Below are 24,367 nucleotides of genomic sequence, written 5' to 3'. Positions count from 1 at the left end.
CGGTGGCTTAGCCCTTGCTGACCGCCGCCAGGATCTCCGGCAGCCGGTTCGCCGTGCGCACCGCGGCGAACCGCAGCCCCGCCCACCCGATGAGCGCCCCGTACACGAGCCCGCCCGGCACCATGAGCCACAGCGCGTCGTGGTGGTCCGTGAGGTGCATCCAGATGGTCGGCACGATCACCGGCGCCGAGAGCAGCGCTACGGCCACCATGCCGCCGAGGATCGAGATCCAGGCCAGACCGCCCTGCCCCGGCACCACGTTCTTGAACGCGCCCTCCTGCGGAATCGAGTACGGGAACAGCGCCGAGGCCACCGCCCCCGTCGCCACCATCGAGCTCAGCAGCGCGAAGGACAGGCCCAGTGCCCCCGGCAGCGACCGCCAGTCCCCGATCATCGCCGCCGTCACCACACACACGACCAGCGTGAACGGCACCGTGAGCAGCAGCAGGACCAGCGCCCGCGCCCGCAGCTCGACATACGCGTCCCGGGGCGTGGAGATCGTCAGCGCCACCATCCAGAAGGCCGAGGTGTCCTGGCCGAACTGGTTGTACATCAGCATGCCGAGCATCCCGGCGGCGAAGCACGCGAAGTAGACCGAGCCGGTGCCCTGGACGGCGTTGAGCAGCGGCATGATCGCCCCCACCGCCAGCGCCGTCACCCAGGCCGCCTTGGTCTTCGGGTCCCGTGCCACGTACCGCAGCCCGCGCTGCATCACCGTCGCCGTACGGCCCTCCGGCAGCAGCGCCGCCAGGCCGCCCCGCCCGGACTCCTCACGGGCCGGCTCCGCCGCAGCCAGGGTCGAACCGTCCGGCGAGGTCATCAGCCTCACCAGGCTCCGCTGCCACATCCACATCAGCGCCACCAGGGCCGCCACCGTGATCAGCACCTGGAGGACGGCGACCCCGTACGCACCGTCCGAGGCCGTCTCCACCGCCCCCACGGCGGAGGCGCCGGGCAGCCAGCGCACCACGCCCGCCGCCGGGTCCAGCGCGGAGAGCCCGCCGGCCTGGCCGAGCCGCTGCGCGCCGAAGTTGACGAACTGGATGCCCACCGCGATCACCAGCCCGCTGAGCACCGCGAGGTCGCGGCCCTTGCGGGAGTTCAGCAGCCGTACGTTGGCCGTGGCCACCGCCCGGGACAGCGCCACGCACAGCAGCATCGTCAGCGGGACCGCGAGCACCGCGAACACCACGCCCGCCGCTCCGTGCGCGAGCGCCAGGACCGAGCCGACCACCAGGCACAGGGTGAACAGCGGTCCGATGCCGATCATCGAGGACACCAACAGGGCCCGGATCAGTGGCTCGGGCCGCAACGGCAGCATCACCAGCCGGGTCGGGTCGAGGGTGTCGTCACCGCTGGGGAAGAACAGCGGCAGCACCGCCCAGCCGAGCGCCACGATCCCCGTGAGCAGCACCACGACGGTGTCCGCGTGCTCGTTGCCGCGCAGCAGCACCAGACCGAGCACCTGGCCCGCGGCGAGCAGCAGGGTGAAGACCAAGGAGGCGATGAACGCCGCCCTGCGTCCGGACGACTGCCGCAGCCCGTTGCGCAGCAGCGTCAGCTTGAGTGTGACGAAGACCGGGATCAGGCCCGTCGTCGGCGCCGCCGGGGCGGCCGCCGAGACCGGGGTGTCCAGCACGCTCATCGGGCGCCGCCCAGCCAGTCGAGGGAGTCGCCGGTGTCCCGGCCGCTCGCGCCGACCAGTTCGAGGAAGGCGCTCTGCAGCGAGGGGGCGTCGCCGCGCACCTCGGCCAGCGTGCCCTGCGCCTTGATCCGGCCCGCCGCCATCACGGCGACCCAGTCGCACAGCGACTCGACCAGCTCCATCACATGGCTGGAGAAGACCACGGTCGCCCCGGACCGGGTGTAGCGCTCCAGCACGCCCCGGATGATCTGCGCCGAGACCGGGTCGACGCCCTCGAACGGCTCGTCCAGGAAAAGCACTTCGGGGTTGTGGAGCAGGGCCGCCGCGAGCCCGATCTTCTTCCGCATACCGGTGGAGTAGTCGACGACCAGCTTGTGCTGCGCGCCCGCGAGATCCAGCACGTCCAGCAGCTGGGTGGCCCGCTTGTCGACCTCGGCGCCCGGCAGGCCGCGCAACCGGCCGTTGTACGCCAGCAGTTCACGTCCCGAGAGCCGCTCGAAGAGCCGCAGCCCCTCCGGCAGGACGCCGATCCGGGACTTCACCTCGACCGGGTCCGTCCACACGTCGTGGCCCGCGACCTCGATCTTCCCCATGTCGGGCCGCAGCAGCCCGGTGACCATCGAGAGCGTCGTCGTCTTGCCCGCCCCGTTGGGCCCCACCAGACCGATGAACTTCCCCGCCGGCAGCTCCAGATCGATCCCCGCGACGGCGACCTGCTCCCCGAACCGCTTCCACAGCCCCTGTACGCGGACGGCGGGCCGTGCCTCGTGGGCACCACCCGTCGCCGCGACCGTTTCCTTACGCGTATCTGTCCGGTCCGGCATGGCACAGCCTTTCGATATCCCCACGTGGTGGGGACCACCCTACGAAAGGCGCCCCGGGAAGGGCCTCCGGCGTCCTACGAGGTTTGGGCGCGGGCGTCGGCCGCCTCACGGGCGCAGGCGTACGCCAGCGGGCTGATCAGCTCGTCCACATCGGGCAGCCAGCGGTTGGTGTGGGTGGGCCTGCGGGCCCACTGCACGGCCCCCCGGGCGCCCACCCGGGTGGGCGGGGCGGCGATGTAGTGGCCCTCGCCCCGGCCGGTCAGGTCGATCGCCCCGGCGTTCCAGCCCAGCGCGCGCACCAGCTCTGCGGTCTTGGCGGCGGCCCCCGGCAGCACGAGGAACAGCATCCGGCGGTCGGGCGTGCGGGTGACCGGGCCCAGCGTCAGGTCCATCCGCTCCATCCGGGCCAGCGCCAGGAAGCCCGCGGCCTCCGGCACCTCCAGCGCGTCGAACGTCCGCCCGGTCGGCAGCAGCACCGAGGCACGGGGCTGCCTGCTCCACATGCGCCGGGCCGCCGCCCCGCTGCCGGTCGCCCGGCCCGCCCAGCCGGGCCGGTCCGCATGGGCCCCGGGCAGGGGGCAGTCGGCGTCGCCGCACGAACACCGTTCCTTGCCGCCCACCGCCTCCAGCCAGGTGCCGGGGAACACGTCCCAGTGACGCTCTTCCGCATACCGCACCGCGGCGGCGAGCAGGTGCTCGCCCCGCTGCTGAGGGACCTGTGCGGCTTCCGTGACTCCGATGGGCTCTTCCACGCCCAGCACAACTCCCGCCGTCACCAGGGGTTACGGCCTCCCCTGAACCGGGGCCCGGCGCATCGATCCCGCACGCGGGGCGCATCGGTGCACGAGCGGGGGCGCGCGTGAGGCGTCGCAGCGAAGGGCGGGTAACCACCTCCAGGACCGCCGCCCGGGACCGCGCTCGGACCCCCGCGACGGTGCAACGCGCCACGTCCGTACCGAATGCCGATGGAATATGCGCATTTCTTGTGTATGTGCCGGGCAGTGATCCCTTCCACCGATCACTGCACATAACCGATGCTTCAGGGGGACATATGGCTGCAAGGCCTCTCGTAGCCCGCCAGCCCAACGAACGGCTCCAGACACTCATCCAGGAAGCCGCCTGTTCCAACGCGGGCCTCGCCCGCCGCGTGAACATGGTCGGGGCCGAGCGGGGGCTCGATCTGCGCTACGACAAGACCTCCGTGGCCCGTTGGCTGCGCGGACAGCAGCCCCGGGGCCGGGCCCCGGGCATCATCGCCGAGGCGCTGGGCCGCAAGCTCGGCCGTACGGTCACGATCGACGAGATCGGCATGGCCAGCGGCAAGAACCTGGCCTCCGGCGTCGGCCTCCAGTACGCTCCGACCGCCGCCGGGGCCATCGAGCAGGTCTGCGAGCTGTGGCGCAGCGACGTGGGCCGCCGCGATCTGCTCACCGGGTCGGCGGTCGCCGCATCCGCGCTCGTCGAGCCCAGCCGGGACTGGCTGATCTCGGGGCCGGACGCCCAGGTCGAGCGGGGGGCCGGGGCCCGGGTCGGGATGTCCGACGTCGAGGCGGTGCGGGCGATGACCGCCGCGCTGACCGACCTCGACCACCGCTTCGGCAGCGGCCATGTGCGGCCGGTGCTCGTGCACTACCTCAACAGCGTGGTCTCCGGGCTGCTTTCGGGGGCGTACCGCGAACAGGTGGGGCGCCGGCTGTTCGGCGCGGTGGCCCGGCTCACCGAGCTCGGCGGCTACATGGCGGTCGACACCGGCCAGCCCGGACTCGCCCAGCGCTACTACATCCAGGCGCTGCGGCTCGCGCAGGCGGCGGGCGACCGGGCGTACGGCGGCTATGTGCTCGCCGCGTCGATGAGCCATCTCGCCGCCCAGCTCGGCAACCCCCGCGAGATCGCCCAACTGGCCCGCGCCGCCCAGGAAGGGGCCCGGGGGCAGGTCACCCCCCGCGCCCAGGCGATGTTCTACGCGGCGGAGGCCCGGGGGCACGCGCTGCTCGGGGACGCCCGGACCTGCCACACGGTGGCGGGGCGGGCGGTCGCCGCGCTGGAGCAGGCCGACCCGGACACCGGCGACGACCCGGTCTGGATCGCGCACTTCGACGCGGGCTACCTCGCGGACGAACTGGCCCACTGCCACCGGGACCTGGGGCAGGCGCACGAGGCCGCCCGTCGGGCCAAGGAGGCGCTGGCCGCGCTGCCGGAGACCCGGGCCCGGCGCCGGGGCATCGCGCTGGTGCTGCTGGCCTCGGCCCAGGTGCAGCAGCGCGAGGTGGAGCGGGCGTGCCACACGGGGACCCGGGCGATGGAGCTGCTGTCGACGGTGCGCTCCAGCCGGGGCGCCGAATACCTCGACGACCTCCAGCAACGGCTCACGCCCTACGGAGAGGAGCCCGCGGTGCGGGAGTTCGGCGAACGGCTGGAGCTCCAGGCGGCGTGAGGGCACGTGGCCGTCGACGCGGTCCGGGGCCGCGTCCGGTGCGGTCCGGTCGTTAACAGCGTCGCGGGGACCCGGGATGTTACCCGCCCTGTGAAGGGGTCGTGAGGGGCACCACGCGCTTGGCGGAGGCGGGTGACCACCCGATAGCGTGAGCCGACGATTCCGTAGGTTCACACGTAGGAGTCCCGGTGACGCAGAGCGGACAGGGCGGACAGAGCGGCGAGCAACAGCTCCCCGCCGCACGACCCGCGCACGAGGGTGTCGTACTGCCCGCCGACGGCGGCGCCCCCTGGACCCCGGGGGCGCCCGAGGCCGGACAGGGCGAGCAGGGGGCGCCCGCCGGTGGTCAGCCGTGGGGGCAGCTCTGGGGGCCGCCGGGCGCGCAGCCGGAGCCGGACCAGCAGGCGCAGGGGCACTACGGCTACCCGCCGGCGCAGCCCCTGCCGCCCGCGCAGCAGCCGCCGGGCCCGGAGGCGTACCAGCAGCCCGGGGTGTACCAGCAGTCCCAGGGGCAGCCCGGCTCCTACCAGCAGCCGCCGCAGCAGCAGTCCCAGCAGCCCGGTGGGTACCAGCAGCAGTACCCCCAGCAGCAGCATCAGCCCCAGCAGCACGAGCAACAGCACCAGCCGTACGCGCAGCCGCTGCCGCCGGAGGCCGGGCCGGGCGGTCATGGCGCTCCCGGTGCTCAGGGCGCTCCCGGCGGTGACGCGGACGCCACGCAGTTCATCGCGCCCGTCCCGGGCGGCCCCGGCCCCGTGGGGCCCGCGCCGGGCGGCGGGGACGCCGACGCGACCCAGTACATACCCCCGGTGCCCGGAGGGGCCCCGTACGGGATCAGGCCGGGTGCGCCGGGGGACCGGCAGCCGCCCGCGGAGTTCGACAACCTGTTCCGTACGGAGGAACCGGCGGGCGCCACGCAGCAGATGCCGCAGTTCGACGCGGGGCAGCAGCCCCCGGCCCCGTACCAGCAGCAGGGCTACCAGTCCCAGCAGCAGCCCCAGGGCGGCCAGTTGCCGCCGCAGGACCCGGGGGGCCACCAGTCCGGCCTCCAGGGACTCCAGGGCCGTGCGGAGCAGGACGCGCCGCCCCCGTGGCAGGGCGACGAGGCTCCGCGCCGGCGGTCCGCGCACGTTCCGCTGATCGCCGCGGTCGTCGTCGCCTGCGCCGTCATCGGTCTCGGCGCGGGCGCGCTGTGGAGCCTCGGCGACGATTCCGGCGAGGACGACAAGCAGCCGGTCGCCGCGCAGAGCTCACCGGTCGCCGAGCCCACCACCAAGGCCGCGCCCGACCCGGCGAAGCCGCAGGCCGAGGCGCTGGACGAATTGCTGGCCGACAGCAACGACAGCCGGGCCGCGGTGATCAGCGCGGTCGAGAAGATCAAGTCCTGCAAGGAACTGGACCAGGCGAACACCGACCTCAAGGGCGCCGCCCAGCAGCGCCGTGACCTGGTGACCCGGCTCGAAGGACTGACCGTGGACAAGCTCCCGCGGAACGAGGAGCTGACCGCCTCGCTGAACCGCGCGTGGAAGGCCTCGGCCGCTGCCGACGAGCACTACGCCACCTGGGCGCGGCAGGCCAAGAAGAACAAGTCCGTCTGCAAGGGCGGTCAGGCCCGGTCGACGAACGAGACGGCCAAGGCCAACCAGCAGAGCGGGGTGGCCACCGAGGCCAAGCGCGAGGCGTCCGAGCTGTGGAACGCGATCGCGGTGAAGTACGGCCTGACCGAGCACACCTACGTCGAGCTCTGAGCCGGGCCCGGACCGGCGGACGCGCCCGCGCCCTTGGTCCGGATCAGGCCGGGTCAGCGAGCGGGGCTCGCTGACCCGGCCTGATCCAAGCGGCAGGCCCTGCGGGACAGCCCTTAGCGGCGCGGGGCGTCCGTCAGGGCTTCCGAGACGTCCACGAAGCCCTTCTTCTGGGCGGTGAGGCGGCCCTCGCGGACCACCTGGAACGTCACCTTCGTGTTGACGATGCGCGGGTAGCCCAACGTGCCGACCAGGTCCCTGAAGCGCCAGCGGAGCGTCGGGGTCAGGCCGCCGGTGTCGACCTCGACGCCCCGGTTGAGGGCGGCCACGACCCGCCCCGACGTGACGTCCTCGTCGCCGACCGCCCGGACCGCTGCCCGCAGCGCCGTGTACGCGATCCACGTCGTCTGCACGGCGGTGTCGTCCGGGTCGATGCGGCTGTCCCCGAAGGCGTACTTCCCGATCACCTCGCGCATCTCCTTCCAGCGCGCGTTCCTCACGTCCGGGTACCAGCCGGTGACGTAGGCGCCCTCGAAGGGGCTGTTCCGGCCGCCCGTACGGTCGATGAGCGGCTGGCTGACACTGCCCAGCACGGAGGAGATCCTGACCCGCTCGCCGTCCGGCTCCAGGCGGCGGAAGGAGTCGAAGAACGTCTCCGTACGGGCGCCGAGCACCGCGGTCACACAGCTGCCCGCGGACCGCTCCAGGGCCTTCGCGGCCTGGTCGTCGTAGGACGTGGCGTCCTCGGGGGCGAGGATGTCGGTGGAGGCGGGCCGGTCGGCGGCCAGCAGCCCGTTGTTCAGGAGCGGCGGCATGCCGTCGCCGCCGATCGAGTCGGGGCGCACCAGTGAGACCCGCTCGCAGCTGCCGCCCAACTGCCGCCCGTGACCGGCCAGCAGCGCCGGCTGGCCGCCGTTGACGGGGTACGAGAGGTAGCTGCTGAACTCCTCGGTGGAGGCGCCGTAACCGCCGATGTACGGGACGCCGCCCGCCTCCAGCGCGGGCATGAAGCTCTGCCCGTGGCGGCTGTACGAACCGACGACGGCGGCCACGTCCTTGTCGACGGCCTCCCGCGCGCACCGCTCGGCGCCGATCGCGGTGTCGGCCTCGTCGCAGACGATCACCCGCAGCTCGCGCCCGTCGATGCCGCCGGTGTCGTTGACCCAGCGGGCGTACGTCTCGGCCATCGCGGGCACCCCGGCCATCTTCACCGCGTTGATGTCCTCGGACCGGTCGGGCGCCCAGGTCATCACGGTGACGGGCTCCCTGGATCCCCCCGAGGCCCCAGGGAGCACCCCGCAGCCGGACAGCAGCATCGCCCCCGCCGCCGCCGCGCTGATGACGCCCGGGAAGGGGCGGGGAAAGGTGGGGCGTCGCCGTCCGGTCATGGACCAGGACACTTCCGGGCGCCGGGTAACGGCGCGGTGTGCCGTTCTCAACGCACGGTGACGGCCCGGTGAATTACGGGGGCCCGTGCGGAGGTGCGGTGAAGGAACGTACGATCGAGCACCGTGCAGCAAGGTTCGGAGAACTCTTCCCGTCGCGGCCGTCGCTCCTCCACCATGGGCGGCATGCCGCTCACTGACATGCCGTGGTGGCGTTGGCGCACCAACGTGCGCTCGGCGCTGCACATGCTCTCCGACCCCGTCTTCCACCACGAGTGCTGGCTCGCCGGCCGGGAGGGGTACGGGGACGTCACCGACGCCGTGTACCGCCTGGTCGAGGACACCTGGCTCGACAACTGGTCCGCCGAGAAGTACGTCGGCACCATGTTCAGGGACTCCGCCGAGGCCGCTGCCGTGGACGCCGCCGCCCTGCGGGTGCTGCGGATCATGCACCAGGTCGGCGCGGACGCCCCCGTCTCCGCCTATCTGGAGCACCACGGCTGGCCCGAGGCCGTCCAGGCGGCCCGCGAGGCCCATGTGATGCTCGCCACCAACGACGCGGAGGATCCGGACATACCGCCCCGCTCGCTGGACGTCATCCGCATCATGACCAGGGCCGCCTAGCGGGCGGCGGGTGTGGCACGCTACGGGGATGACCGCGCCGCAGCCCGCCACCGCCCCCTCCGCCGCCTCGGACGCCGCCGCGACCGAGCAGTACGTCCTCACGCTCTCCTGCCCCGACAAACAGGGCATCGTGCACGCCGTGTCGAGCTACCTCTTCATGACCGGCTGCAACATCGAGGACAGTCAGCAGTTCGGGGACCACGACACGGGCCTGTTCTTCATGCGCGTCCACTTCTCGGCGGACGCCACCGTGACGGTGGACAAGCTGCGCGCCAGTTTCGCCGCGATCGGGGAGGCCTTCCGGATGGAGTGGCAGATCCACCGGTCCGCGGAGCGCATGCGGATCGTGCTGATGGTCAGCAAGTTCGGCCACTGCCTCAACGACCTGCTGTTCCGCTCCCGTACCGGCGCGCTGCCGGTCGAGATCGCGGCCGTCGTCTCCAACCACACGGACTTCGCCGAGCTCACCGCCTCGTACGGCATCCCCTTCCGGCACCTGCCGGTGACGAAGGACAACAAGCCGGAGGCCGAGGCGCAGCTGCTGGAGCTGGTCCGCGAGGAGGACGTCGAGCTGGTCGTCCTGGCCCGCTACATGCAGGTCCTCTCCGACGACCTGTGCAAGCAGCTGAGCGGCCGGATCATCAACATCCACCACTCCTTCCTGCCGAGCTTCAAGGGCGCCAAGCCCTACCACCAGGCGCACGCGCGGGGTGTGAAGCTGATCGGCGCGACCGCGCACTACGTCACCGCCGACCTCGACGAGGGCCCGATCATCGAGCAGGAGGTCGAGCGCGTCGGCCACGACGTGACGCCCGATCAGCTCGTCGCCATCGGCCGGGACGTGGAGTGCCAGGCGCTGGCGCGCGCGGTGAAGTGGCACGCGGAGCGGCGCATCCTGCTCAACGGCCGCCGTACGGTGATCTTCGCCTAGGGCGTGTTTCGAAAGTCCCGCCTGCTCGGCGACGTCCGGCACGCACGCTCGCCGCGTTGTCGGGATCGCCCCGGTACATCCAGTATCGGGGCGGCCCTCCGCCTTGCGATCGCACGCACCAGACGCCGCCGAGCCCGCCCTCCGGGCGGACGGCGCTACTTTCGAAACACGCCCTGACCGTCGGGCCCGGCGTCAGAGCCGGCTGAGCGAGGCCGTCGCGAACAGTACGTCGCGGATGGCCTCGCGGTCGCCCTCCTGGCCCCCCGCCGCTTCCACCGGCGAGATGCGGCCCGCGACGAGCCGGCAGAACTCGACCCCGTCCAGGGCCACCTGTGCCACCGCGCGCTCGGGCGAGCCGACGGCGGCCGGCGAGTCCAGGGCGATGTACCAGTCGCCCCCGCCATGGCCCTCGATCTCCAGATGGAGCGAGCGGCCCGGCGCCCCGGCCGTGACCAGGTCCTTCGCCGGTCCGGCCAGTCCGGCGCCACGGCGTCCCGCGAGGGCGGCCGGAAGCATCCGGGCCGCCAGGTCGATCATCTTGTGCAGATGGGCCGCCGACGGCGAGGGGTAGGGGTAGTCGACGGCCTCCGCGATGTCCCCGCCGTGCACCCAGCACTCGAAGGCCCGGTCCAGCAGGGCGTCCTGGAGCGGCAGGGCGAAGGTCCCGTAGGAGACGGAGGCCTCGGCGACGTTCCGCCCGGCGAAGGACGCCGTACGGATCAGCTCGTGGCTCTGGGCCCGCCAGGGCTCGCGGACGGCCCGGGTGGGCGGCGGAACCGTCGACGACCAGTACGACTCGGTGCGCTCGGTGGGGTCCAGCGGCGCCTCGCCGTAGCCGAGCGGGTCGTCGAGGCCGAGCGCGGCGGACAGCAGCCCGTCGACCGCGGTCAGATGGTTGATCACGCCGGCGACCGTGGTCCTGCGGCTGACCTCGCGCTCCGCCTCGAACCACCGCAGGCGCACCGGCGCGTGCCACTCGGCGTTCCCGATGTCGCGGAGCAGCGCGTCGAGCCGGGCGGTCTCGGCGTCGTACGGGGCGGCCCACTCCGGCACCGGGATCCGGGCCGGGCGGCGGCTCAGGCAGCCGTCCATCACCCGTGACCGCAGCTTCGGGTCGAGGTCCAGGGAGCCGTCGGTGTGCAGCAGCCCCACCGCGTCCCGCAGCCGCAGCGCCTCGTCCGCGCACGGGGCGCACTCGGTGAGGTGGTCCTCCACGGCGGCGGTCTCCTCGGCCGAGCAGGCGGACAGCGCCCAGGCGCCGAGCAGAGCCTTGAGGACCCGGTGGGGGAGGACCGGGGAGGTCGTGAGCGGCTCCGGGTCACCGTGGGCCGCCGGCTCGGGGGTCTCCGGTGCCTCGGGTGCTTCCGGCGCGTCGCCCGCCGCGGACCGCGACTGTTCCGGCACGGGCTCGTCGGCGGCGGCCCCGCCGGGCGGCGGCAGCGCGGGCAGTGCCATCGACTCAAGGTCCAGGTCGTCCGCGGCCCCGCGCGGGCCCGGTATCCGGCGAGCGCCGCGCACCTCCTCCTCGCCACCCTCGCTCTCGCGTCCGTCGCCGCTCACCGGACCCGTCCGTAACCGGGCGGCGACGACCCTTCGAGCGGGCGGACGTTCGCCGTGGAGAGCAACTGCAGCCCCAGCCGCAGCCGGCGGCGCGCCTCGTCCTCGGTGACCCCGAGATCGGCGGCGGTCTGCCGGTAGTCCCGGCGCTGGACGTACGCCAGCTCCAGGGCCTGCCGCAGCGGTACGGGCATCGAGGAGGCGATGTAGTCGGCGCGGGCGGCGGCCGTGGCGCTGCGCACCCGCCGCTCCAGCTCCTCCGGGTCGGGCACCGCGCCCTCGCCGTGCTCCGCCTCGTACGCGCGGGCCGCGGCGCGGCGCAGCCCCTGGACGGACCGGCGGTGGGTGAGGTGGGCGACCCAGGAACGCATCGAGCCCTGCCTCGGGTCGTAGGCCTCGGGGTCCTCCCAGACCTGGGCGAAGACCTCGCGGGTCACCAGGTCGGCGGCGTCCTCGTCGTCGAGCATCCGGTGCGCCTGGCTGTGGACGAGGGCCGCGAACCGGTCGTAGAGCTCGCCGAGCGCCGCCGCCTCGCCGCGGGCCAGCCTCTGCTGCATCCTGCGGTCCCAGCGGGGTGCCGTGTCCTTCGCCATGAACCCCCCAGCCCCCGGCCCTGTCGCCCAGCTCCGTGATGCACCCTGTGCCCGTGAGGACCGAATGTAGTCCGCCCGGCGTGCGGCGCACCCGCCTTTGCGGCAACTCCCTTCCCGCGGCGCGTGGCCGACGACGGTAGTCGATTTTCGGCCCGTTTGCCTTCCCGGCCGCTCTGATCAGCAAAAACAGGCCGAAGTGCGTCTTTCCACCGGAAACCTCCTGGGCCTCGGTGGGCGCGTCGGTGTTTCATGGGGGTGCGGTGGGGCAGCCGCGTGGAGGAACGGAAACTTCCGGACTGCCGGGAGCCCCGGAACGAGAGGTCCAGTCGCGTGACGCTCAAGGTGGACGAGGCGGAGCAGGGCTCCTGGACCGTGCTGCGCATCAGAGGTGAACTCGATCTGGTGACCTCACCCGTCGTGCGCCAGTCCGTCCACGAGGCGGTGGCGGAGGGGCAGCACGATGTGGTGCTCGATCTGTCCGAGGTGTTCTTCTGCGACTCCAGCGGCGTCGGCGTGCTGATCGCCTCGCGCAGGCTGATGAAGTCCTGCGGCGGCAGGCTGCGGCTGATCCTCCCGGCCCGGGGCGCGGAGGACGGTTCGCACGTCAACAAGGTGCTCGGGGCGCTCGGGGTGCGCCGGCTCTTCGAGGTCTATGCGGACGCGCTGTCCGCGACCGACGAGGAATGCCGGCCGCTGAGCGCCTGAAAGCCTGTCGGGTGACCTCTGACCGGGCGGCCCGACAGGCTCTGAAGCGGCGGGCCCCGATGCGAGGTTGTCACACAGGAGGGGCTGCTCGGTGACACGTGAGCGCTCCGGGCGTCGTACGCTCCCCGCATGGACAGCGCAGAGTACGAGCGAAAGATCGCGCACCGCTTCGCCGCCTTCGACCAGGACGGCAACGGCTACATCGATCGTGCCGATTTCAACGCCGCAGCCGCCCGCCTGCTCACCGAGTTCGGTACGACGGCCCGCTGCGACAAGGGCCAGGCGCTCTACACCGGTGCCGAGGCCTTCTGGCAGGGCATGGCGGGGATCGCCGATGTGGACGGGGACCAGCGGGTCACCCGTGAGGAGTTCGTGGGCGGGGCGGTGAAGCGTCTCCGGGACAATCCCGGGCGGTTCGCCGAGATCGCCCGGCCGTTCCTGCGGGCGGCTATCGCGGTCGCGGACGGCGGGAACGGCGGCAGGGCGGCGGTGGCGGACGTGGAGCGGGCGCTCCGGGTCCTCGGGGCCGGTGCCGAGATCGCGAGCATCGCCGCCCAGAGCCTGGACACGGACCGGGACGGGCTGGTGGCGGAGAGCGATGTGGTGGCGGCGTTCGCCGTGTACTTCACGGTGATCGAGCCGGACGCTTAGGAATCCCGGGCGTCACGGGGGCGGCGCGCCGCCCCCGTGACGCCCGCCTCACCCGCCGAACCGTTCCCGCAGCCGGTACTTGAGCACCTTGCGCAGCGTCTCGTTGCGGGGCAGCTCGTCCAGCACTTCCAGTTGCTCGGGCAGTTTGTGCGTGGACAGGCCGTGGGCGCGGAGGTGGTCGGTGAGCTGTGCCAGGGTCGGCGCGGTCGCCCCGGCGGGCTGTTCGATCACCGCGCAGACCCGTTCGCCGCGCTCCGGGTCGGGCAGGCCGATCACCGCCGCGTCGGCGACGGCGGGGTGGGTGTGGAGCAGGTCCTCGATCTCCTTGGCGGAGATGTTCTCGCCCTTGCGGATGATGATGTCCTTCAGGCGCCCGGTGAGCGTGAGGTGCCCGCTCTCCTGGACCCGGCCCAGGTCGCCGGTGATCAGGAACCCCTCGGCGTCGAAGGCGGCTGCCGAGGCCTCGGCGTCCAGATAGCCGCGACAGACCGCCTCGCCGCGCAGCCGTACCTCGCCCTCCACGCCGTTCGGGAGCCCTCTGCCCTGCTCGTCGGTGATCCGGATCTCCATGCCCGCGGGCGGCCGGCCCTCCGTGGTGGCCAGGTTCTCCGCCGTGTCGTCCGGGGCGCCCATGGTGATCATCGGGACCTCGGTCATGCCGTAGCCGTGAGTGAGCTGGACCCCCATCTCCCGGACCACCGCGTGGTGGAGCTCCGGCGGCTTCGGCGCCCCGCCGCCCGCGAGGAGGCGGAGGGAGGGGATGAGCGGCCGGTCCGGGGCCCTGCGCTGCTCGGCCAGGAACATCGCGTAGAACGCCGTCGACCCGCCCGCCACGGTCACCCCGTGACGCCGGTACTCCGCCAGCGCGTCCGGCAGCGCGAACTGCTCGAACATCACCGCGGGGAACCCGTACAGCAGCAGCATCACCGTGTAGTCGGGCCCGGCGACATGGGCGTACGGGAACGCCATCGAGCCCACGTCGGCGGCCGAGAGCTTCAGGGCGTGGGCCAGGCACGAGCCGCCCGCGATCAGGGAACGGTCGGTGTGCAGGACGCCCTTGGGGTCGGAGGTCGTGCCCGAGGTCCAGTAGATCCAGCGGACCTCCTCGCCGGTCGAGGGGGCGGGCGGGGGAGGCAGGACCGCCGGATCGCCGTCGGGGAGGGTGTCGTACGCCTCGAAGACCTGGGGTGGGCCGGTGGGTTCCCCGGCGATCCGCTCGGCCATCGCCGTGTGGTCGAAGCCGCGCCACACGCCGGGCACGGCGAAGAACGCGGCCCCGGACTCGCGCAGCGCGAACCGGACCTCGCGGTCCCGGTAGAACGGGATGACCGGCGTCTGCACGGCCCCGAGCCGGGTCAGGGCGAAGGAGAGCAGGGCCGTCTCCAGCCGGGTCGGCAGCTGCCAGGCCACCACGCTGCCCGCCCGCACGCCCATCCCGTACAGCCCGGCGGCGACCCGCTCGGCGCGGTCCCGCAGGTCGCCGAAGGTCAGGGTCCGGTCCTCCTGGAGCAGGACCCGGCGGTCGGGGGTGAGGGCGGCGCGGCGTTCGATCAGCTCCCAGAAGGTGCGGGAGGCGCCCAGGGCGTGGGCGGTCGCGGTCACGTCGTTCACGGCGGTCCCTCCGAACTGACGAATAGTCAGATAGTGCGGAGAGCGTAGGGCTCGGCGCCTTGTCGGTCCAGGGGTGCGGGGCTAGCCTGAGTCCCGCAAGCAAATCTGACGGGTCATCAGAAAGTGCCCGCGCCCGGGACCTCGCCGGGTGCGCCGGAGGGGACGACACCATGACGGAACTGCCTCGGATCGTCAGCGTCGACGACCATGTGATCGAGCCCGCGCACCTCTTCTCCACCTGGCTGCCCGCGAGGTACCGCGAGCGCGGGCCGCAGCCGCTCACCGCGGGCATCGGGGAGCTGGCGTACACGGGCGGGAAGTACGTCATCACCATGGACCCGGACGGGCCGCCCACCGACTGGTGGATCTACGAGGACCTGAAGTTCCCGTACAAGCGGAACATCGCCGCCGTCGGCTTCGACCGGGACGACATGACGCTGGAAGGGATCACCCGGGCCGAGATGCGGCCCGGCTGCTGGGACCCGGCCGAGCGCCTCAAGGACATGGACCTCAACCACGTCGAGGCCTCCCTCTGCTTCCCGACCTTCCCGCGCTTCTGCGGGCAGACCTTCGCCGAGGCGCACGACAAGGAGGTCGCCCTCGCCTGCGTGCGCGCCTACAACGACTGGATGGTCGAGGAGTGGTGCGGCGACAGCGGCGGCCGGCTCATCCCGCTCTGCATCATCCCGCTCTGGGACATCGGCCTCGCGGTCGCGGAGATCAGGCGGAACGCGGCGCGGGGCGTGCGCGCGGTCACCTTCTCCGAGATCCCCACCCACCTGGGGCTCCCGTCCATCCACACCGGCTACTGGGACCCGTTCTTCGCCGTCTGCCAGGAGACCGGCACGGTCGTCAACATGCACATCGGCTCCAGCTCCCAGATGCCCGCCGCCTCCCCGGACGCACCCCCCGCCGTGCAGGCGTCGCTCTCCTTCAACAACGCCATGGCCTCGATGATGGACTTCCTCTTCAGCGGGGTGCTGGTGAGGTTCCCGGCGCTGAAACTGGCGTACAGCGAGGGCCAGATGGGGTGGATCCCGTACGCCCTGGAGCGCGCCGACGACGTCTGGGAGGAGCACCGGGCCTGGGGCGGGGTGCGCGATCTGATCCCGGAGCCGCCGTCCACGTACTACTACCGGCAGATGTTCTGCTGCTTCTTCCGCGACAAGCACGGCATCGCGTCGCTGGACGTCGTCGGCCGCGACAACGCGACCTTCGAGACCGACTACCCGCACGTGGACTCGACCTTCCCGCACACCAAGGAGGTCGCCCTCGACCACGTCGGGGGACTGGACGAGGAGACCGTCCACAAACTGATGCGCGGAAACGCGATCCGGATGCTCGGCCTGGACCTGGACAAGTAGGCGGCGGACCCGTGGACCTCGCGTACACGGACGCCGAGGAGGAGTTCCGGCGGCGGCTGCGGGAGTGGCTGGCCGCCGTGCTCCCCGGCCTGCCCCCGAAGCCGCCGCCCGACGACTGGCCCGCGCGCCGGGAGTACGACACCACCTGGCAGCGGATGCTGTACGACGCCGGGTACGCGGGCCTGCACTGGCCGGCCGACGCGGGCGGGCAGGGCGCCACCCCCACTCAGCACCTGATCTACCTGGAGGAGACGGAGAAGGCCGGGGCGCCCTACGTCGGGGCCAACTTCGTCGGACTGCTGCACGCCGGGCCGACGATCGCCGCCGAGGGCACGGCCGGCCAGCGGGCCCGCTGGCTGCCCCCGGTGCTGCGCGGCGACGAGATCTGGTGCCAGGGGTTCAGCGAGCCGGACGCGGGCTCCGACCTCGCCGGCTTACGGACCCGGGCCGTGCGCGACGGCGACGGCTACGTGGTCAGCGGCAGCAAGATCTGGACCTCGCACGCCGAGGTCGCCGACTGGTGCGAGCTGCTCGTGCGGACGGATCCGGAAGCGCCGAAACACCGGGGGATCAGCTGGCTGGCGATGCCGATGGACGCCCCCGGCATCACGGTCCGGCCGCTGCGCACGCTCGCCGGGTCCACGGAGTTCGCCGAGATGTTCCTCGACGAGGTCCGGGTGCCGGTCTCCCACCGCGTGGGTGCGGAGAACGACGGCTGGCGGGTCACCATGGTCACCCTCTCCTTCGAACGCGGTACGGCCTTCGTCGGCGAGGTCGTCGCCTGCCGCCGCACCCTGGACGCGCTCGCCGACGAGGCCCGGCGCAACGGGAAGTGGGACGACGCGGTGCTGCGCCGGCGGCTGGGCGGGCTCAACGCCGAGTTCCGGGCCCTGTGGCGGCTCACCCAGTGGAACGTGGCGGAGTCGGAGCGTACGGGCGGAGTCCCCGGCACCGGCGGCTCCGTCTTCAAGCTGCGCTACTCCGGGGCCCGCCAGGAGCTGTACGAGGCGGCGGCCGAGGTGCTGGGCGCGGACGCGTTCGACGTCGACCGGGAATGGGTCCTGGACCGGCTCTCCTCCCTCTCCTACACCATCGCCGCGGGCACCTCCCAGATCCAGCGGAACATCGTCGCCGAGCGCATCCTCGGCCTGCCGAAGGGGCGCTGAGGCCGCCGTGGACTTCCAGCTCTCCGACGACCAGCGGGCCCTGCGGTCCGGCATGCGCGACCTGCTCGACGCGGTGTTCGACCGGGACCGGCTGCGGGCGGCGGTGGACCGGGGCGGGGCCCCGGACCGGGCCCTGTGGCGGGAACTGGGCGCGGCCGGCTTCTTCGCGCTGCGGCTGCCGGAGGAGGCGGGCGGGGTGGGCCTCGGGCTGCCCGAGGCGGTCCTGCTCTTCGAGGAGGCGGGCCGGGCCCTGCTGCCGGGCCCTCTGGTCGCCACCCACCTCGCGGCGGGCCTGGTGAGGGGCGCCGCCGAGGGCGAGGCGGTGGTGACGGCCGTGGACGGGGGCCTGCCGGTGGCGCACCTGGCGGCGGCGGACGCGGTGCTGGTGGGCGCCGACGCCCTCACCGGGGAGGAACTGCGCGCCTTCGTCGCCGCCGCCCGGCCCGTACGGTCGATGGACCCGCTCACGCCGCTGCACCAGGTGGAGGGGCGTGCGGCAGCCGCGGAGGCGTACCCCGGCGCACTCCGGTACGAGGGGGCGCTTCTCACTGCTGCCGAACAGCTCGGCAGCGCCGCCCGGACCACCGAGACGGCCGTTCAACACGCCGGGGAACGCGAGCAGTTCGGATCGCCCATCGGATCGTTCCAGGCGGTCAAACATCTCTGCGCCGACATGCTCGCCCGCACCGAACCGGCCCGCGCCGCCGTCTACGCGGCCGCCGTGACCGGAGACCCGGTGGAGATCGCGGCGGCCAAGCTGCTCGCCGACGACGCTGCCGTACGCAACGCCCGCGACTGCCTCCAGATCCACGGTGGGATGGGCTTCACCTGGGAGGCAGATGTCCACCTCCACCTGAAACGGGCCTGGCTCCGGTCCGCGAGCCTGCTCGGCCGGGCGGCGGCGGAGGAGCTCCTGGCCGCCGGTCTGGGGGCCGCGCGGCCGCTGCCCGGCGGCTCGGCGGCGCCCGGCCCGGGGGCCCGGGAAGCAGGGGGTGGAGGGTGACACAGCGCAGCCGTGCGGCGTCGATACCGGCTTGTGTCCTTTGCGTGATTCGTCACCGGGTGGAGTCGGGGCCCGGCTCCGGTACGCTCCGTGGGATGCGAGTGGTTCTGGAACCGGGCGATCCGGGGGCGGCCTGTGCGGCGGCTCCGGTCCGGGGCGAGGGCTCTCGCCGGAGAGGTGCCGGGCCTGCCCGGGAAGCGATTCTCGCAGTCTCTGCGCGCTCCTGTTCGACTCCCCGCAGCGTGCGTCGCACAGTATGCACCACGCGTACTCCTTCGCGATGGAATATGCCCGAAGCGCTTGTTGCGGTGACTGTACGTCAACCATGCTGTCATGTAAGGGAATCACGTTCCGTGACCCTGAGAAGGCGCGAGGCGATGTGTCCGCCGGTTCGGATGGTGTGAGCGGTGCAGGTGCTTCAGGTTCAGCTGGAGGTCGGTCCGGATCCCGCGGAGGTGGGGCGGGCCCGTAGGTGGGCGCGGTCCCGTCTGGTCGGTTCCGGGATAGAGGATGACGAGCCGCTCGCCGAGACGCTCATCCTGCTGATCTCGGAGCTCGTCACCAACGCCGTCGTCCACACGGGCTGTCCCGCCGTGCTGCGGATGCTCTTCGGCGGGGCCGGGTCCTCGGGCGCGGCCGGGACCGTCCGGGTCGAGGTCGCGGACGCCAGTGACTGCCCGCCGCTCCAGCGGCACGCGGAGGGCGACGAGACCGGCGGCAGGGGCCTGGAGCTGGTGGACGGCCTCGCGGACCGCTGGGGCTGGCTGCCGGAGGGCGCCGGGAAGCAGATCTGGTGCGAGGTCGACCGGGGCGGCCCGGTGCGGGGACCGGAGAAGCCCCCGGTCGTCGTCCGGGGCGGCGAGGTGTGTGAACCGTCCTCCTGCCTCTTCACCAACCTGGCCTGAGCCCGGCCCCTTCCCCCTCGGGGAGGCCGTTCACAGGACCGCGACCGGGGCGACCGGTGAGCCGGTGGCCCCGGCGAACGGCTCCGGCGCCGCGCTGAGCAGAAAGGCGTACCGGCCCTCCTCCGCGCAGGCGTCGGACAGTGCCTCCAGGTTCCAGTTCTGGCCCTGGAGCAGGCCCATCTCGGCCAGGTGCAGCGCGTGCACCGGCATCCACAGGCCCTCGATCTCCGGCGGGAAGATCTCGAAGGTCAGGGTGTCGTTGGCGACCGCCGCCACGTCCCGGGCGTGGAACCACTCGGGCGTGCGCACCGAAAGCCCCGGCGACGGGTAGCCGTACGCGTTCCGGTCCCCGTCCAGTGCCACCCGCACCTGCCCGGTCCGTACGAGCACGATGTCCCCGGCCCGTACGGTCACGTTCCCGAACTCCTCCGCCGCCGCCAGGTCCTCCGGCGTCACGGCGTGGTCCCCGGGCAGCCGGTCCACGCCCCGGGCACGGGCCACGTCCAGCAGCACCCCGCGCGAGACGAGGTGCCGCACGGTGGCGATCGAGGAGAACCGGGCCCCGCCGTGGGCGGTGATCGTGTCCGCCGGGCGGCCGTTGTAGATCTTCCCGCTGTGCGAGACGTGACTCAGGGCATCCCAGTGGGTCGAGGCCTGGAGCCCCATCGTGACGGCGTCGTCGCTGATGGCGACCGTGCCGGGGCCGAACATCTCCTGGTTGATCTGGACCATCGTGTGCAGCGGATTGATCCGGCCCGGGATGAGGCCGCTCTGCACCCCGCCCTGCTGGAGCGGCAGTGCGAGCGGTATCCGGCGGCCGGTGCGGACGGCCGCGACGGCCTCCCGCACGACGGCGTCGGTGACCAGGTTGAGCGTCCCGAGTTCGTCGTCCTCTCCCCAGCGGCCCCAGTTGTTGACGCGCTTCGCGATCTCGTGGAACTCGGCCGGCAGGGACATGGGGACCTCCTGGGTCTTGTGCCGCGGCATCTGACTGCCCGTAAAATCTAACGGTCCGTCAGAAACCGCGGGAAGGGGCCGGGCATGGGGAACTTCTTGGCAGGCAGGGTGGTCGCCGTGACGGGGGCCGGCCGGGGTATCGGGCGGGCGGTCGCGCTCGCCGCGGCGGCCCAGGGGGCGCGGGTCGTCGTCAACGACCACGGCGTCTCCGTCGAGGGCTCGGAGCCGACCAGCGAGATCGCCCGGTCCGTCGTCAAGGAGATCGGGGCGGCGGGCGGCGAGGCGGTCGCGGTCGCCGACGACATCTCCACGATGGCGGGCGGGCAGCGGGTCGTGGACACCGCGCTGGCGGAGTACGGCCGGCTCGACGGGGTGGTCTGTGTGGCCGGGATCCTCCGCGAGCGGATGCTGTTCAACATGTCCGAGGAGGAGTGGGACCCGGTCCTCGCCACGCACCTCAAGGGCACCTTCACGGTCTTCCGGGCCGCCTCGGCGGTGATGCGGAAGCAGGAGGGCGGGGGCACACTGATCGGCTTCACCAGCGGCAACCACCAGGGCAGCGTCTCCCAGGCCAACTACAGCGCGGCGAAGGGCGGGATCATCTCGCTGGTGCGCAGTGCGGCGCTCGGCCTGCACAGGTACGGCGTCACGGCGAACGCGGTCGCGCCCGTGGCCCGGACCCGGATGTCGGCCGGGGTGCCGATGGAGCTGAAGGAGATCGGGGAGCCGGAGGACGTGGCGGCGCTCGTCGTCTACCTGCTGAGCGAGCGGGCGCGGGCGGAGCGGATCACCGGGCAGGTGTACACGATCGCGGGCCCGAAGATCGCGGTCTGGGCCCAGCCGAGGGAGTTGCGGGCGGCGTACGGGGAGGGGGCCTGGACCCCGGAACGGATCGCGGACTTCCTGCCCGGGACGGTGGGCGTGGACCCGATGCCGATGCTGGCGCGGCTGGAGGAGATGGCGGCGGCGGCGAAGGCCGGGGACCGGCCGAACACTTCGAGCGCCTCCGGCGATTGAGGACCGGGGGTCCGGGGCGGAGCCCTCGGCCCCCCGGTCCTCAATCGCCTGACGGGCTGGTGGTGGCCGCTTCACGAGCGGAGGAGGCGGGGGCGGAGCCCCCGGGAACAGGAGGCAAGCATGGACTTTCGTACCCGCGCCCGCACCTGGCTGGAAGGCCACCTCGCCCACACCCCCGCCCCCGACCCCCGCGCATGGGAACGCGAGCTGGGGCAGGCGGGCTGGATCGGGATCGGCTGGCCCGGCGAGGACGGTGAGAGTTACGGCAACCGCCGCGCCACCCTCACCGAGCAGGTCGTCTGGGCCGAGGAGTACGCCCGCTCCGGAGCCCCCGCCCGGATGGGGCACATCGGGGAGAACCTCCTCGCCCCGACGCTGATCACGTACGGCACCGAGGAGCAGAAGAACCGCCACCTGCCCCCCGTGGCCCGGGGCGAGACCCTCTGGTGCCAGGGGTACAGCGAACCGGGCGCGGGCTCCGACCTCGCCGGGGTGCGGACCGCCGCCGTACCGGACGGGGCCGGCGGGTACGCCGTGACCGGGCAGAAGATCTGGACCTCGCTCGCCCTGGACGCCGACTGGTGCTTCGTCCTCGCCCGCACCGCCCCCGGTTCCACCCGCCACCACGGGCTGTCCTTCCTGCTGCTGGAGATGGATCAGCCGGGCAGGATCGAGGTGCGGCCGATCCGGCAGCTGACCGGGACCAGCGAGTTCAACGAGGTCTTCCTCGACGGGGCGCGGGCCACCGAGGTCGTCGGCGGCGAGGGCAACGGCTGGCAGGTCGCCATGGGCCTCCTCGCCCTGGAGCGCGGGGTGTCCACCCTCGCCCAGCAGATCGGGTTCGCCGAGGAGTTGAACCAGGTGGTCGCCGCCGCCGTGGCGAGCGGGGCCGCCGACGACCCGGTCATCAGGGCCCGGCTCGTCGCCCAGTGGGCCGAGCTGGACACCATGCGCCGGCACGCCCTGCGCACCCTCGGCTCCACCGGCGACCCGGGCGCGCCCAGCGTGGCGAAGCTGCTGTGGGGCGGCTGGCACCAGCGGCTCGGCGAACTGGCCGTGCGGGTCGCGGGCGAGGCGGGAGCCATCGGCCCGGAGCCCTGGACGGCGCAGCGGCCCTACGAACTCACCGACGCACAGCATCTGTTCCTCTTCAGCCGGGCCGACACCGTCTACGGCGGCTCCGACGAGATCCAGCGGAACATCATCGCCGAGCGGGTGCTCGGCCTACCGAGGGAGCCCAGATGAGAGGCGTCGTCTTCGACGGCACACGGACCGAGGTCGTGGACGACCTGGAGATACGCGACCCGGGCCCCGGGGAGGTGCTGGTGGCCGTCGCCGCCGCCGGACTCTGCCACAGCGACCTGTCGGTGATCGACGGCACGATCCCCTTCCCCGTCCCCGTCGTGCTCGGCCACGAGGGCGCGGGCGTGGTGGAAGCGGTCGGGCCGGGCGTCGGCCACGTACGGCCCGGTGATCACGTCGCGCTGTCCACCCTCGCCAACTGCGGGGCCTGCGCCCAGTGCGACCGGGGCAGACCGACCATGTGCCGCAAGGCGATCGGGCGTCCGGGCCGGCCGTTCTCGCGGGGCGGGAAGCCGCTGTTCCAGTTCGCCTCCAACTCCGCCTTCGCGGAACGTACGGTGGTGCGCGCCGTCCAGGCCGTCAGGATCCCGGCCGATCTGCCCCTCACCTCCGCCGCCCTGATCGGATGCGGGGTCCTGACCGGCGTCGGGGCCGTCCTCAACCGGGCGAAGGTCGACCGGGGCGACACCGTCGTGGTCATCGGCACCGGCGGCATCGGCCTCAACGTGCTCCAAGGAGCCCGGCTGGCAGGCGCGTTGACGATCGTCGCCGTCGACAGCAACCCGGCCAAGGAGGCGGTGGCCCGGCAGTTCGGCGCCACGCACTTCCTGACGAGCGCCGAAGGGGTGCGGGACATCCTGCCCGACGGGGCCGACCACGCCTTCGAGTGCGTCGGCCGCACCGAGCTGATCCGCCGGGCGGTCGACCTGCTCGACCGGCACGGCCAGGCCGTGCTGCTGGGCGTACCGGCGGCGAGCGCTGAGGCGTCGTTCCTGGTCTCCTCGATGTACCTGGACAAGTCGATCCTCGGCTGCCGCTACGGCTCATCGCGGCCGCAGCGGGACATCGCCCTGTACGCGGACCTCTACCGGGAGGGCCGGCTGCTGCTGGACGAGCTGGTGACGGAGACGTACCCGTTGGAGGACTTCGCCAAGGCGGCCGACGACGCGCACCACGGGCGGGTGGCCCGGGGGGTCCTGGTCTTCTGAGCAGCCGGTTCAGCACGACCGGGCCCCTTCGCACCCGCCGGCGGCGGTGGCGGTGGCGTTGCCGCTGGTGGCGGTGAGCCTGCTGGTGCCGGCGCTCGGGATGCCGGTGCTGGTGCCGGCGGGCGGGTCGGCCGCGTTCTGGCTGGTGATGTGGTCCACGACGGTCCAGACGCACGTCCCGCCGGAGGCCCTGAACCTGCCGCACGCCTACGATGTGGCGGGCTCGCTCCTGATGGTCGCGGCGGGCCGCGCCCTGGCGGGCCCGGTGGCCGAGGCGGTCGGGGCGCCGGAGCTCCTGGTGGCGGCGGCCGTGATCAACATGGGGGTGGTGGCAGTGCTGTTGGTGGCCCGGCCGGTCCGGCGGTTCAAGAGGATCGGGCTCGTATGAGGCTCCCGGCCCGGCCCTCGGAGCCCTCCGACGACTCCGCGGTGCGCCCGCTCACCGTCCGCGCGGTCCCGGCCCGCGCGTCCAGGATTCGTGCGGTCGCGGCGGTGGCGGCCGTCGTCACCGTCGCCTCGGGCCTCGCCGTGCGCGCCGGGGCGGACGGTGCCTTCGCCAAGTACGCGGGGAGCGCGCTCTACACGGTGCTGCTCTGCACCCTCGTCGCCTTCTGCGCGCCCCGCGCACGGCCGGTCGTGGTGGCCTCCACGGCGCTGGCGGTGAGCTGGGCGGTCGAGTTCGCGCAGCTCACCGGCGTACCGGCGGAGCTGTCGGCGCACAGCACGGTCGCCCGGCTGGTGCTCGGCTCGACCTTCAACGCACCGGACCTGCTCTGGTATGCGGTGGGCGCGGCGGCGGCCTGGGCCGTCCACGCGGCGGCCCGGCGGCTCGCTACGCGTCAGGGCGGGTCCGGCGGATCCTGACCGGGTCCGGCCCTGGTCCGGGGGACGACACACCTGGGCCGTCTCCCCCGGATCACCTCGGAGACCGATCGGCCCGAACGGGGGACCAGTCGTGG

General features: G+C 73.1%; 22 protein-coding genes and 1 pseudogene. 15 read left to right on the top strand and 8 right to left on the bottom strand.

Translation table 11 applies throughout. The features are described 5' to 3' along the window. Positions 1–7: 7 nt before the first annotated feature. The 3 genes from IG90_RS0107385 to IG90_RS0107375 form a co-directional block, all read right to left on the bottom strand. On the bottom strand, positions 8–1,645 hold the full coding sequence (locus IG90_RS0107385; RefSeq protein ID WP_030579360.1) for a hypothetical protein: 1,638 nt from the start codon (positions 1,643–1,645) through the stop codon (positions 8–10). Next, positions 1,642–2,469, bottom strand: a complete 828-nt coding sequence (locus IG90_RS0107380) for an ABC transporter ATP-binding protein (RefSeq protein WP_030579357.1) — start codon at positions 2,467–2,469, stop codon at positions 1,642–1,644. The genes IG90_RS0107385 and IG90_RS0107380 overlap by 4 nt, the downstream gene beginning before the upstream one ends. Positions 2,470–2,543: 74 nt before the next feature. After that, positions 2,544–3,230, bottom strand: coding sequence for a bifunctional DNA primase/polymerase (locus IG90_RS0107375; RefSeq protein ID WP_030579355.1), 687 nt, complete (start codon positions 3,228–3,230; stop codon positions 2,544–2,546). A gap of 290 nt (positions 3,231–3,520) precedes the next feature. Here IG90_RS0107375 and IG90_RS0107370 point away from each other — a divergent pair, with 290 nt between their 5' ends. Continuing rightward, entirely contained in the window at positions 3,521–4,903 is a 1,383-nt protein-coding gene (locus IG90_RS0107370; protein WP_030579353.1) for an NsdA family TPR-like regulatory protein, read from the top strand. Between the two features lie 188 nt (positions 4,904–5,091). Then, positions 5,092–6,651: a hypothetical protein gene (locus IG90_RS43350; RefSeq protein WP_030579350.1), complete on the top strand. Its 1,560-nt coding sequence runs from the start codon at positions 5,092–5,094 to the stop codon at positions 6,649–6,651. Positions 6,652–6,764: 113 nt separating this feature from the next. Here the strand turns inward: IG90_RS43350 and IG90_RS0107360 are convergent, their stop codons facing one another. Further along, positions 6,765–8,036, bottom strand: a complete 1,272-nt coding sequence (locus tag IG90_RS0107360; protein WP_030579347.1) for an ABC transporter substrate-binding protein — start codon at positions 8,034–8,036, stop codon at positions 6,765–6,767. Positions 8,037–8,210: 174 nt separating this feature from the next. Here IG90_RS0107360 and IG90_RS0107355 point away from each other — a divergent pair, with 174 nt between their 5' ends. Both IG90_RS0107355 and purU read left to right on the top strand, forming a co-directional pair. After that, positions 8,211–8,657, top strand: a complete 447-nt coding sequence (locus IG90_RS0107355) for an SCO4402 family protein (RefSeq protein WP_030579343.1) — start codon at positions 8,211–8,213, stop codon at positions 8,655–8,657. 28 nt (positions 8,658–8,685) lie between these two features. Beyond that, the gene (gene purU / locus IG90_RS0107350) at positions 8,686–9,588 is read left to right on the top strand and encodes a formyltetrahydrofolate deformylase (protein ID WP_030579340.1); all 903 of its coding nucleotides are present in this window, start codon (positions 8,686–8,688) and stop codon (positions 9,586–9,588) included. A 192-nt stretch (positions 9,589–9,780) separates the two neighbouring features. Here the strand turns inward: purU and IG90_RS0107345 are convergent, their stop codons facing one another. Further along, a complete protein-coding gene (locus IG90_RS0107345) occupies positions 9,781–11,148 on the bottom strand; it encodes a zf-HC2 domain-containing protein (RefSeq protein WP_030579337.1) in 1,368 nt (455 codons plus the stop codon). Next, complete coding sequence (locus tag IG90_RS0107340; protein WP_030579334.1) at positions 11,145–11,738, bottom strand: sigma-70 family RNA polymerase sigma factor; 594 nt, start codon at positions 11,736–11,738, stop codon at positions 11,145–11,147. Before IG90_RS0107340 ends, IG90_RS0107345 begins: the two co-directional genes overlap by 4 nt. Before the next feature lie 330 nt (positions 11,739–12,068). Between IG90_RS0107340 and IG90_RS0107335 the strand changes: the two genes are divergently transcribed. Then, the gene (locus tag IG90_RS0107335; RefSeq protein WP_030579330.1) at positions 12,069–12,443 is read left to right on the top strand and encodes an STAS domain-containing protein; all 375 of its coding nucleotides are present in this window, start codon (positions 12,069–12,071) and stop codon (positions 12,441–12,443) included. 129 nt (positions 12,444–12,572) lie between these two features. Continuing rightward, positions 12,573–13,094, top strand: coding sequence for an EF-hand domain-containing protein (locus tag IG90_RS0107330; protein WP_030579327.1), 522 nt, complete (start codon positions 12,573–12,575; stop codon positions 13,092–13,094). Between the two features lie 48 nt (positions 13,095–13,142). Here IG90_RS0107330 and IG90_RS0107325 read toward each other — a convergent pair whose 3' ends face one another. Further along, a complete protein-coding gene (locus IG90_RS0107325) occupies positions 13,143–14,696 on the bottom strand; it encodes a class I adenylate-forming enzyme family protein (protein ID WP_411572616.1) in 1,554 nt (517 codons plus the stop codon). A gap of 179 nt (positions 14,697–14,875) precedes the next feature. Here IG90_RS0107325 and IG90_RS0107320 point away from each other — a divergent pair, with 179 nt between their 5' ends. The 4 genes from IG90_RS0107320 (at position 14,876) to IG90_RS0107305 (ending at position 19,143) form a co-directional block, all read left to right on the top strand. After that, a complete protein-coding gene (locus IG90_RS0107320; RefSeq protein WP_030579320.1) occupies positions 14,876–16,069 on the top strand; it encodes an amidohydrolase family protein in 1,194 nt (397 codons plus the stop codon). An 11-nt stretch (positions 16,070–16,080) separates the two neighbouring features. After that, entirely contained in the window at positions 16,081–17,235 is a 1,155-nt protein-coding gene (locus IG90_RS0107315; protein WP_030579316.1) for an acyl-CoA dehydrogenase family protein, read from the top strand. A 7-nt stretch (positions 17,236–17,242) separates the two neighbouring features. Continuing rightward, complete coding sequence (locus IG90_RS0107310; protein WP_030579314.1) at positions 17,243–18,238, top strand: acyl-CoA dehydrogenase family protein; 996 nt, start codon at positions 17,243–17,245, stop codon at positions 18,236–18,238. Between the two features lie 407 nt (positions 18,239–18,645). Next, a complete protein-coding gene (locus tag IG90_RS0107305) occupies positions 18,646–19,143 on the top strand; it encodes an ATP-binding protein (RefSeq protein ID WP_030579311.1) in 498 nt (165 codons plus the stop codon). Positions 19,144–19,173: 30 nt separating this feature from the next. Here the strand turns inward: IG90_RS0107305 and IG90_RS0107300 are convergent, their stop codons facing one another. Continuing rightward, complete coding sequence (locus IG90_RS0107300; protein WP_030579308.1) at positions 19,174–20,100, bottom strand: cyclase family protein; 927 nt, start codon at positions 20,098–20,100, stop codon at positions 19,174–19,176. An 84-nt stretch (positions 20,101–20,184) separates the two neighbouring features. Between IG90_RS0107300 and IG90_RS0107295 the strand changes: the two genes are divergently transcribed. From IG90_RS0107295 to IG90_RS0107275, 5 genes and pseudogenes are all read left to right on the top strand, one after another. Further along, positions 20,185–21,117, top strand: coding sequence for an SDR family oxidoreductase (locus tag IG90_RS0107295; protein WP_030579305.1), 933 nt, complete (start codon positions 20,185–20,187; stop codon positions 21,115–21,117). A 120-nt stretch (positions 21,118–21,237) separates the two neighbouring features. Beyond that, positions 21,238–22,362: an acyl-CoA dehydrogenase family protein gene (locus tag IG90_RS0107290; RefSeq protein WP_030579301.1), complete on the top strand. Its 1,125-nt coding sequence runs from the start codon at positions 21,238–21,240 to the stop codon at positions 22,360–22,362. Further along, positions 22,359–23,408, top strand: a complete 1,050-nt coding sequence (locus tag IG90_RS0107285) for a Zn-dependent alcohol dehydrogenase (protein ID WP_030579298.1) — start codon at positions 22,359–22,361, stop codon at positions 23,406–23,408. Before IG90_RS0107290 ends, IG90_RS0107285 begins: the two co-directional genes overlap by 4 nt. Before the next feature lie 25 nt (positions 23,409–23,433). Further along, positions 23,434–23,796 (top strand): annotated as a pseudogene (locus IG90_RS0107280) (MFS transporter); the annotation flags it as partial. Beyond that, complete coding sequence (locus tag IG90_RS0107275; RefSeq protein WP_078585225.1) at positions 23,793–24,272, top strand: ribosomal maturation YjgA family protein; 480 nt, start codon at positions 23,793–23,795, stop codon at positions 24,270–24,272. The pseudogene IG90_RS0107280 and the gene IG90_RS0107275, both read left to right, overlap by 4 nt. The last annotated feature ends 95 nt before the right edge of the window (positions 24,273–24,367 follow it).

The sequence above is a fragment of the Streptomyces anulatus genome (assembly GCF_000721175.1).
In the GTDB taxonomy this organism is placed as follows: Bacteria; Actinomycetota; Actinomycetes; order Streptomycetales; family Streptomycetaceae; genus Streptomyces; species Streptomyces anulatus_C.
Note: the sequence above shows the minus strand (reverse complement) of the source record. Positions and strands in the feature narration are given on the sequence as shown.

Coding starts and splice junctions, on each gene's coding strand:
- IG90_RS0107320 (WP_030579320.1), top strand. CDS start 14,876: ATGACGGAACTGCCTCGGATCGTCAGCGTCGACGACCATGTGATCGAG.
- IG90_RS0107380 (WP_030579357.1), bottom strand. CDS start 2,469: ATGCCGGACCGGACAGATACGCGTAAGGAAACGGTCGCGGCGACGGGT.
- IG90_RS0107330 (WP_030579327.1), top strand. CDS start 12,573: ATGGACAGCGCAGAGTACGAGCGAAAGATCGCGCACCGCTTCGCCGCC.
- IG90_RS0107275 (WP_078585225.1), top strand. CDS start 23,793: ATGAGGCTCCCGGCCCGGCCCTCGGAGCCCTCCGACGACTCCGCGGTG.
- IG90_RS0107385 (WP_030579360.1), bottom strand. CDS start 1,645: ATGAGCGTGCTGGACACCCCGGTCTCGGCGGCCGCCCCGGCGGCGCCG.
- IG90_RS0107370 (WP_030579353.1), top strand. CDS start 3,521: ATGGCTGCAAGGCCTCTCGTAGCCCGCCAGCCCAACGAACGGCTCCAG.
- IG90_RS0107290 (WP_030579301.1), top strand. CDS start 21,238: ATGGACTTTCGTACCCGCGCCCGCACCTGGCTGGAAGGCCACCTCGCC.
- IG90_RS0107355 (WP_030579343.1), top strand. CDS start 8,211: ATGGGCGGCATGCCGCTCACTGACATGCCGTGGTGGCGTTGGCGCACC.
- IG90_RS0107340 (WP_030579334.1), bottom strand. CDS start 11,738: ATGGCGAAGGACACGGCACCCCGCTGGGACCGCAGGATGCAGCAGAGG.
- IG90_RS0107360 (WP_030579347.1), bottom strand. CDS start 8,036: ATGACCGGACGGCGACGCCCCACCTTTCCCCGCCCCTTCCCGGGCGTC.
- purU (WP_030579340.1), top strand. CDS start 8,686: ATGACCGCGCCGCAGCCCGCCACCGCCCCCTCCGCCGCCTCGGACGCC.
- IG90_RS0107300 (WP_030579308.1), bottom strand. CDS start 20,100: ATGTCCCTGCCGGCCGAGTTCCACGAGATCGCGAAGCGCGTCAACAAC.
- IG90_RS0107285 (WP_030579298.1), top strand. CDS start 22,359: ATGAGAGGCGTCGTCTTCGACGGCACACGGACCGAGGTCGTGGACGAC.
- IG90_RS0107295 (WP_030579305.1), top strand. CDS start 20,185: ATGGGGAACTTCTTGGCAGGCAGGGTGGTCGCCGTGACGGGGGCCGGC.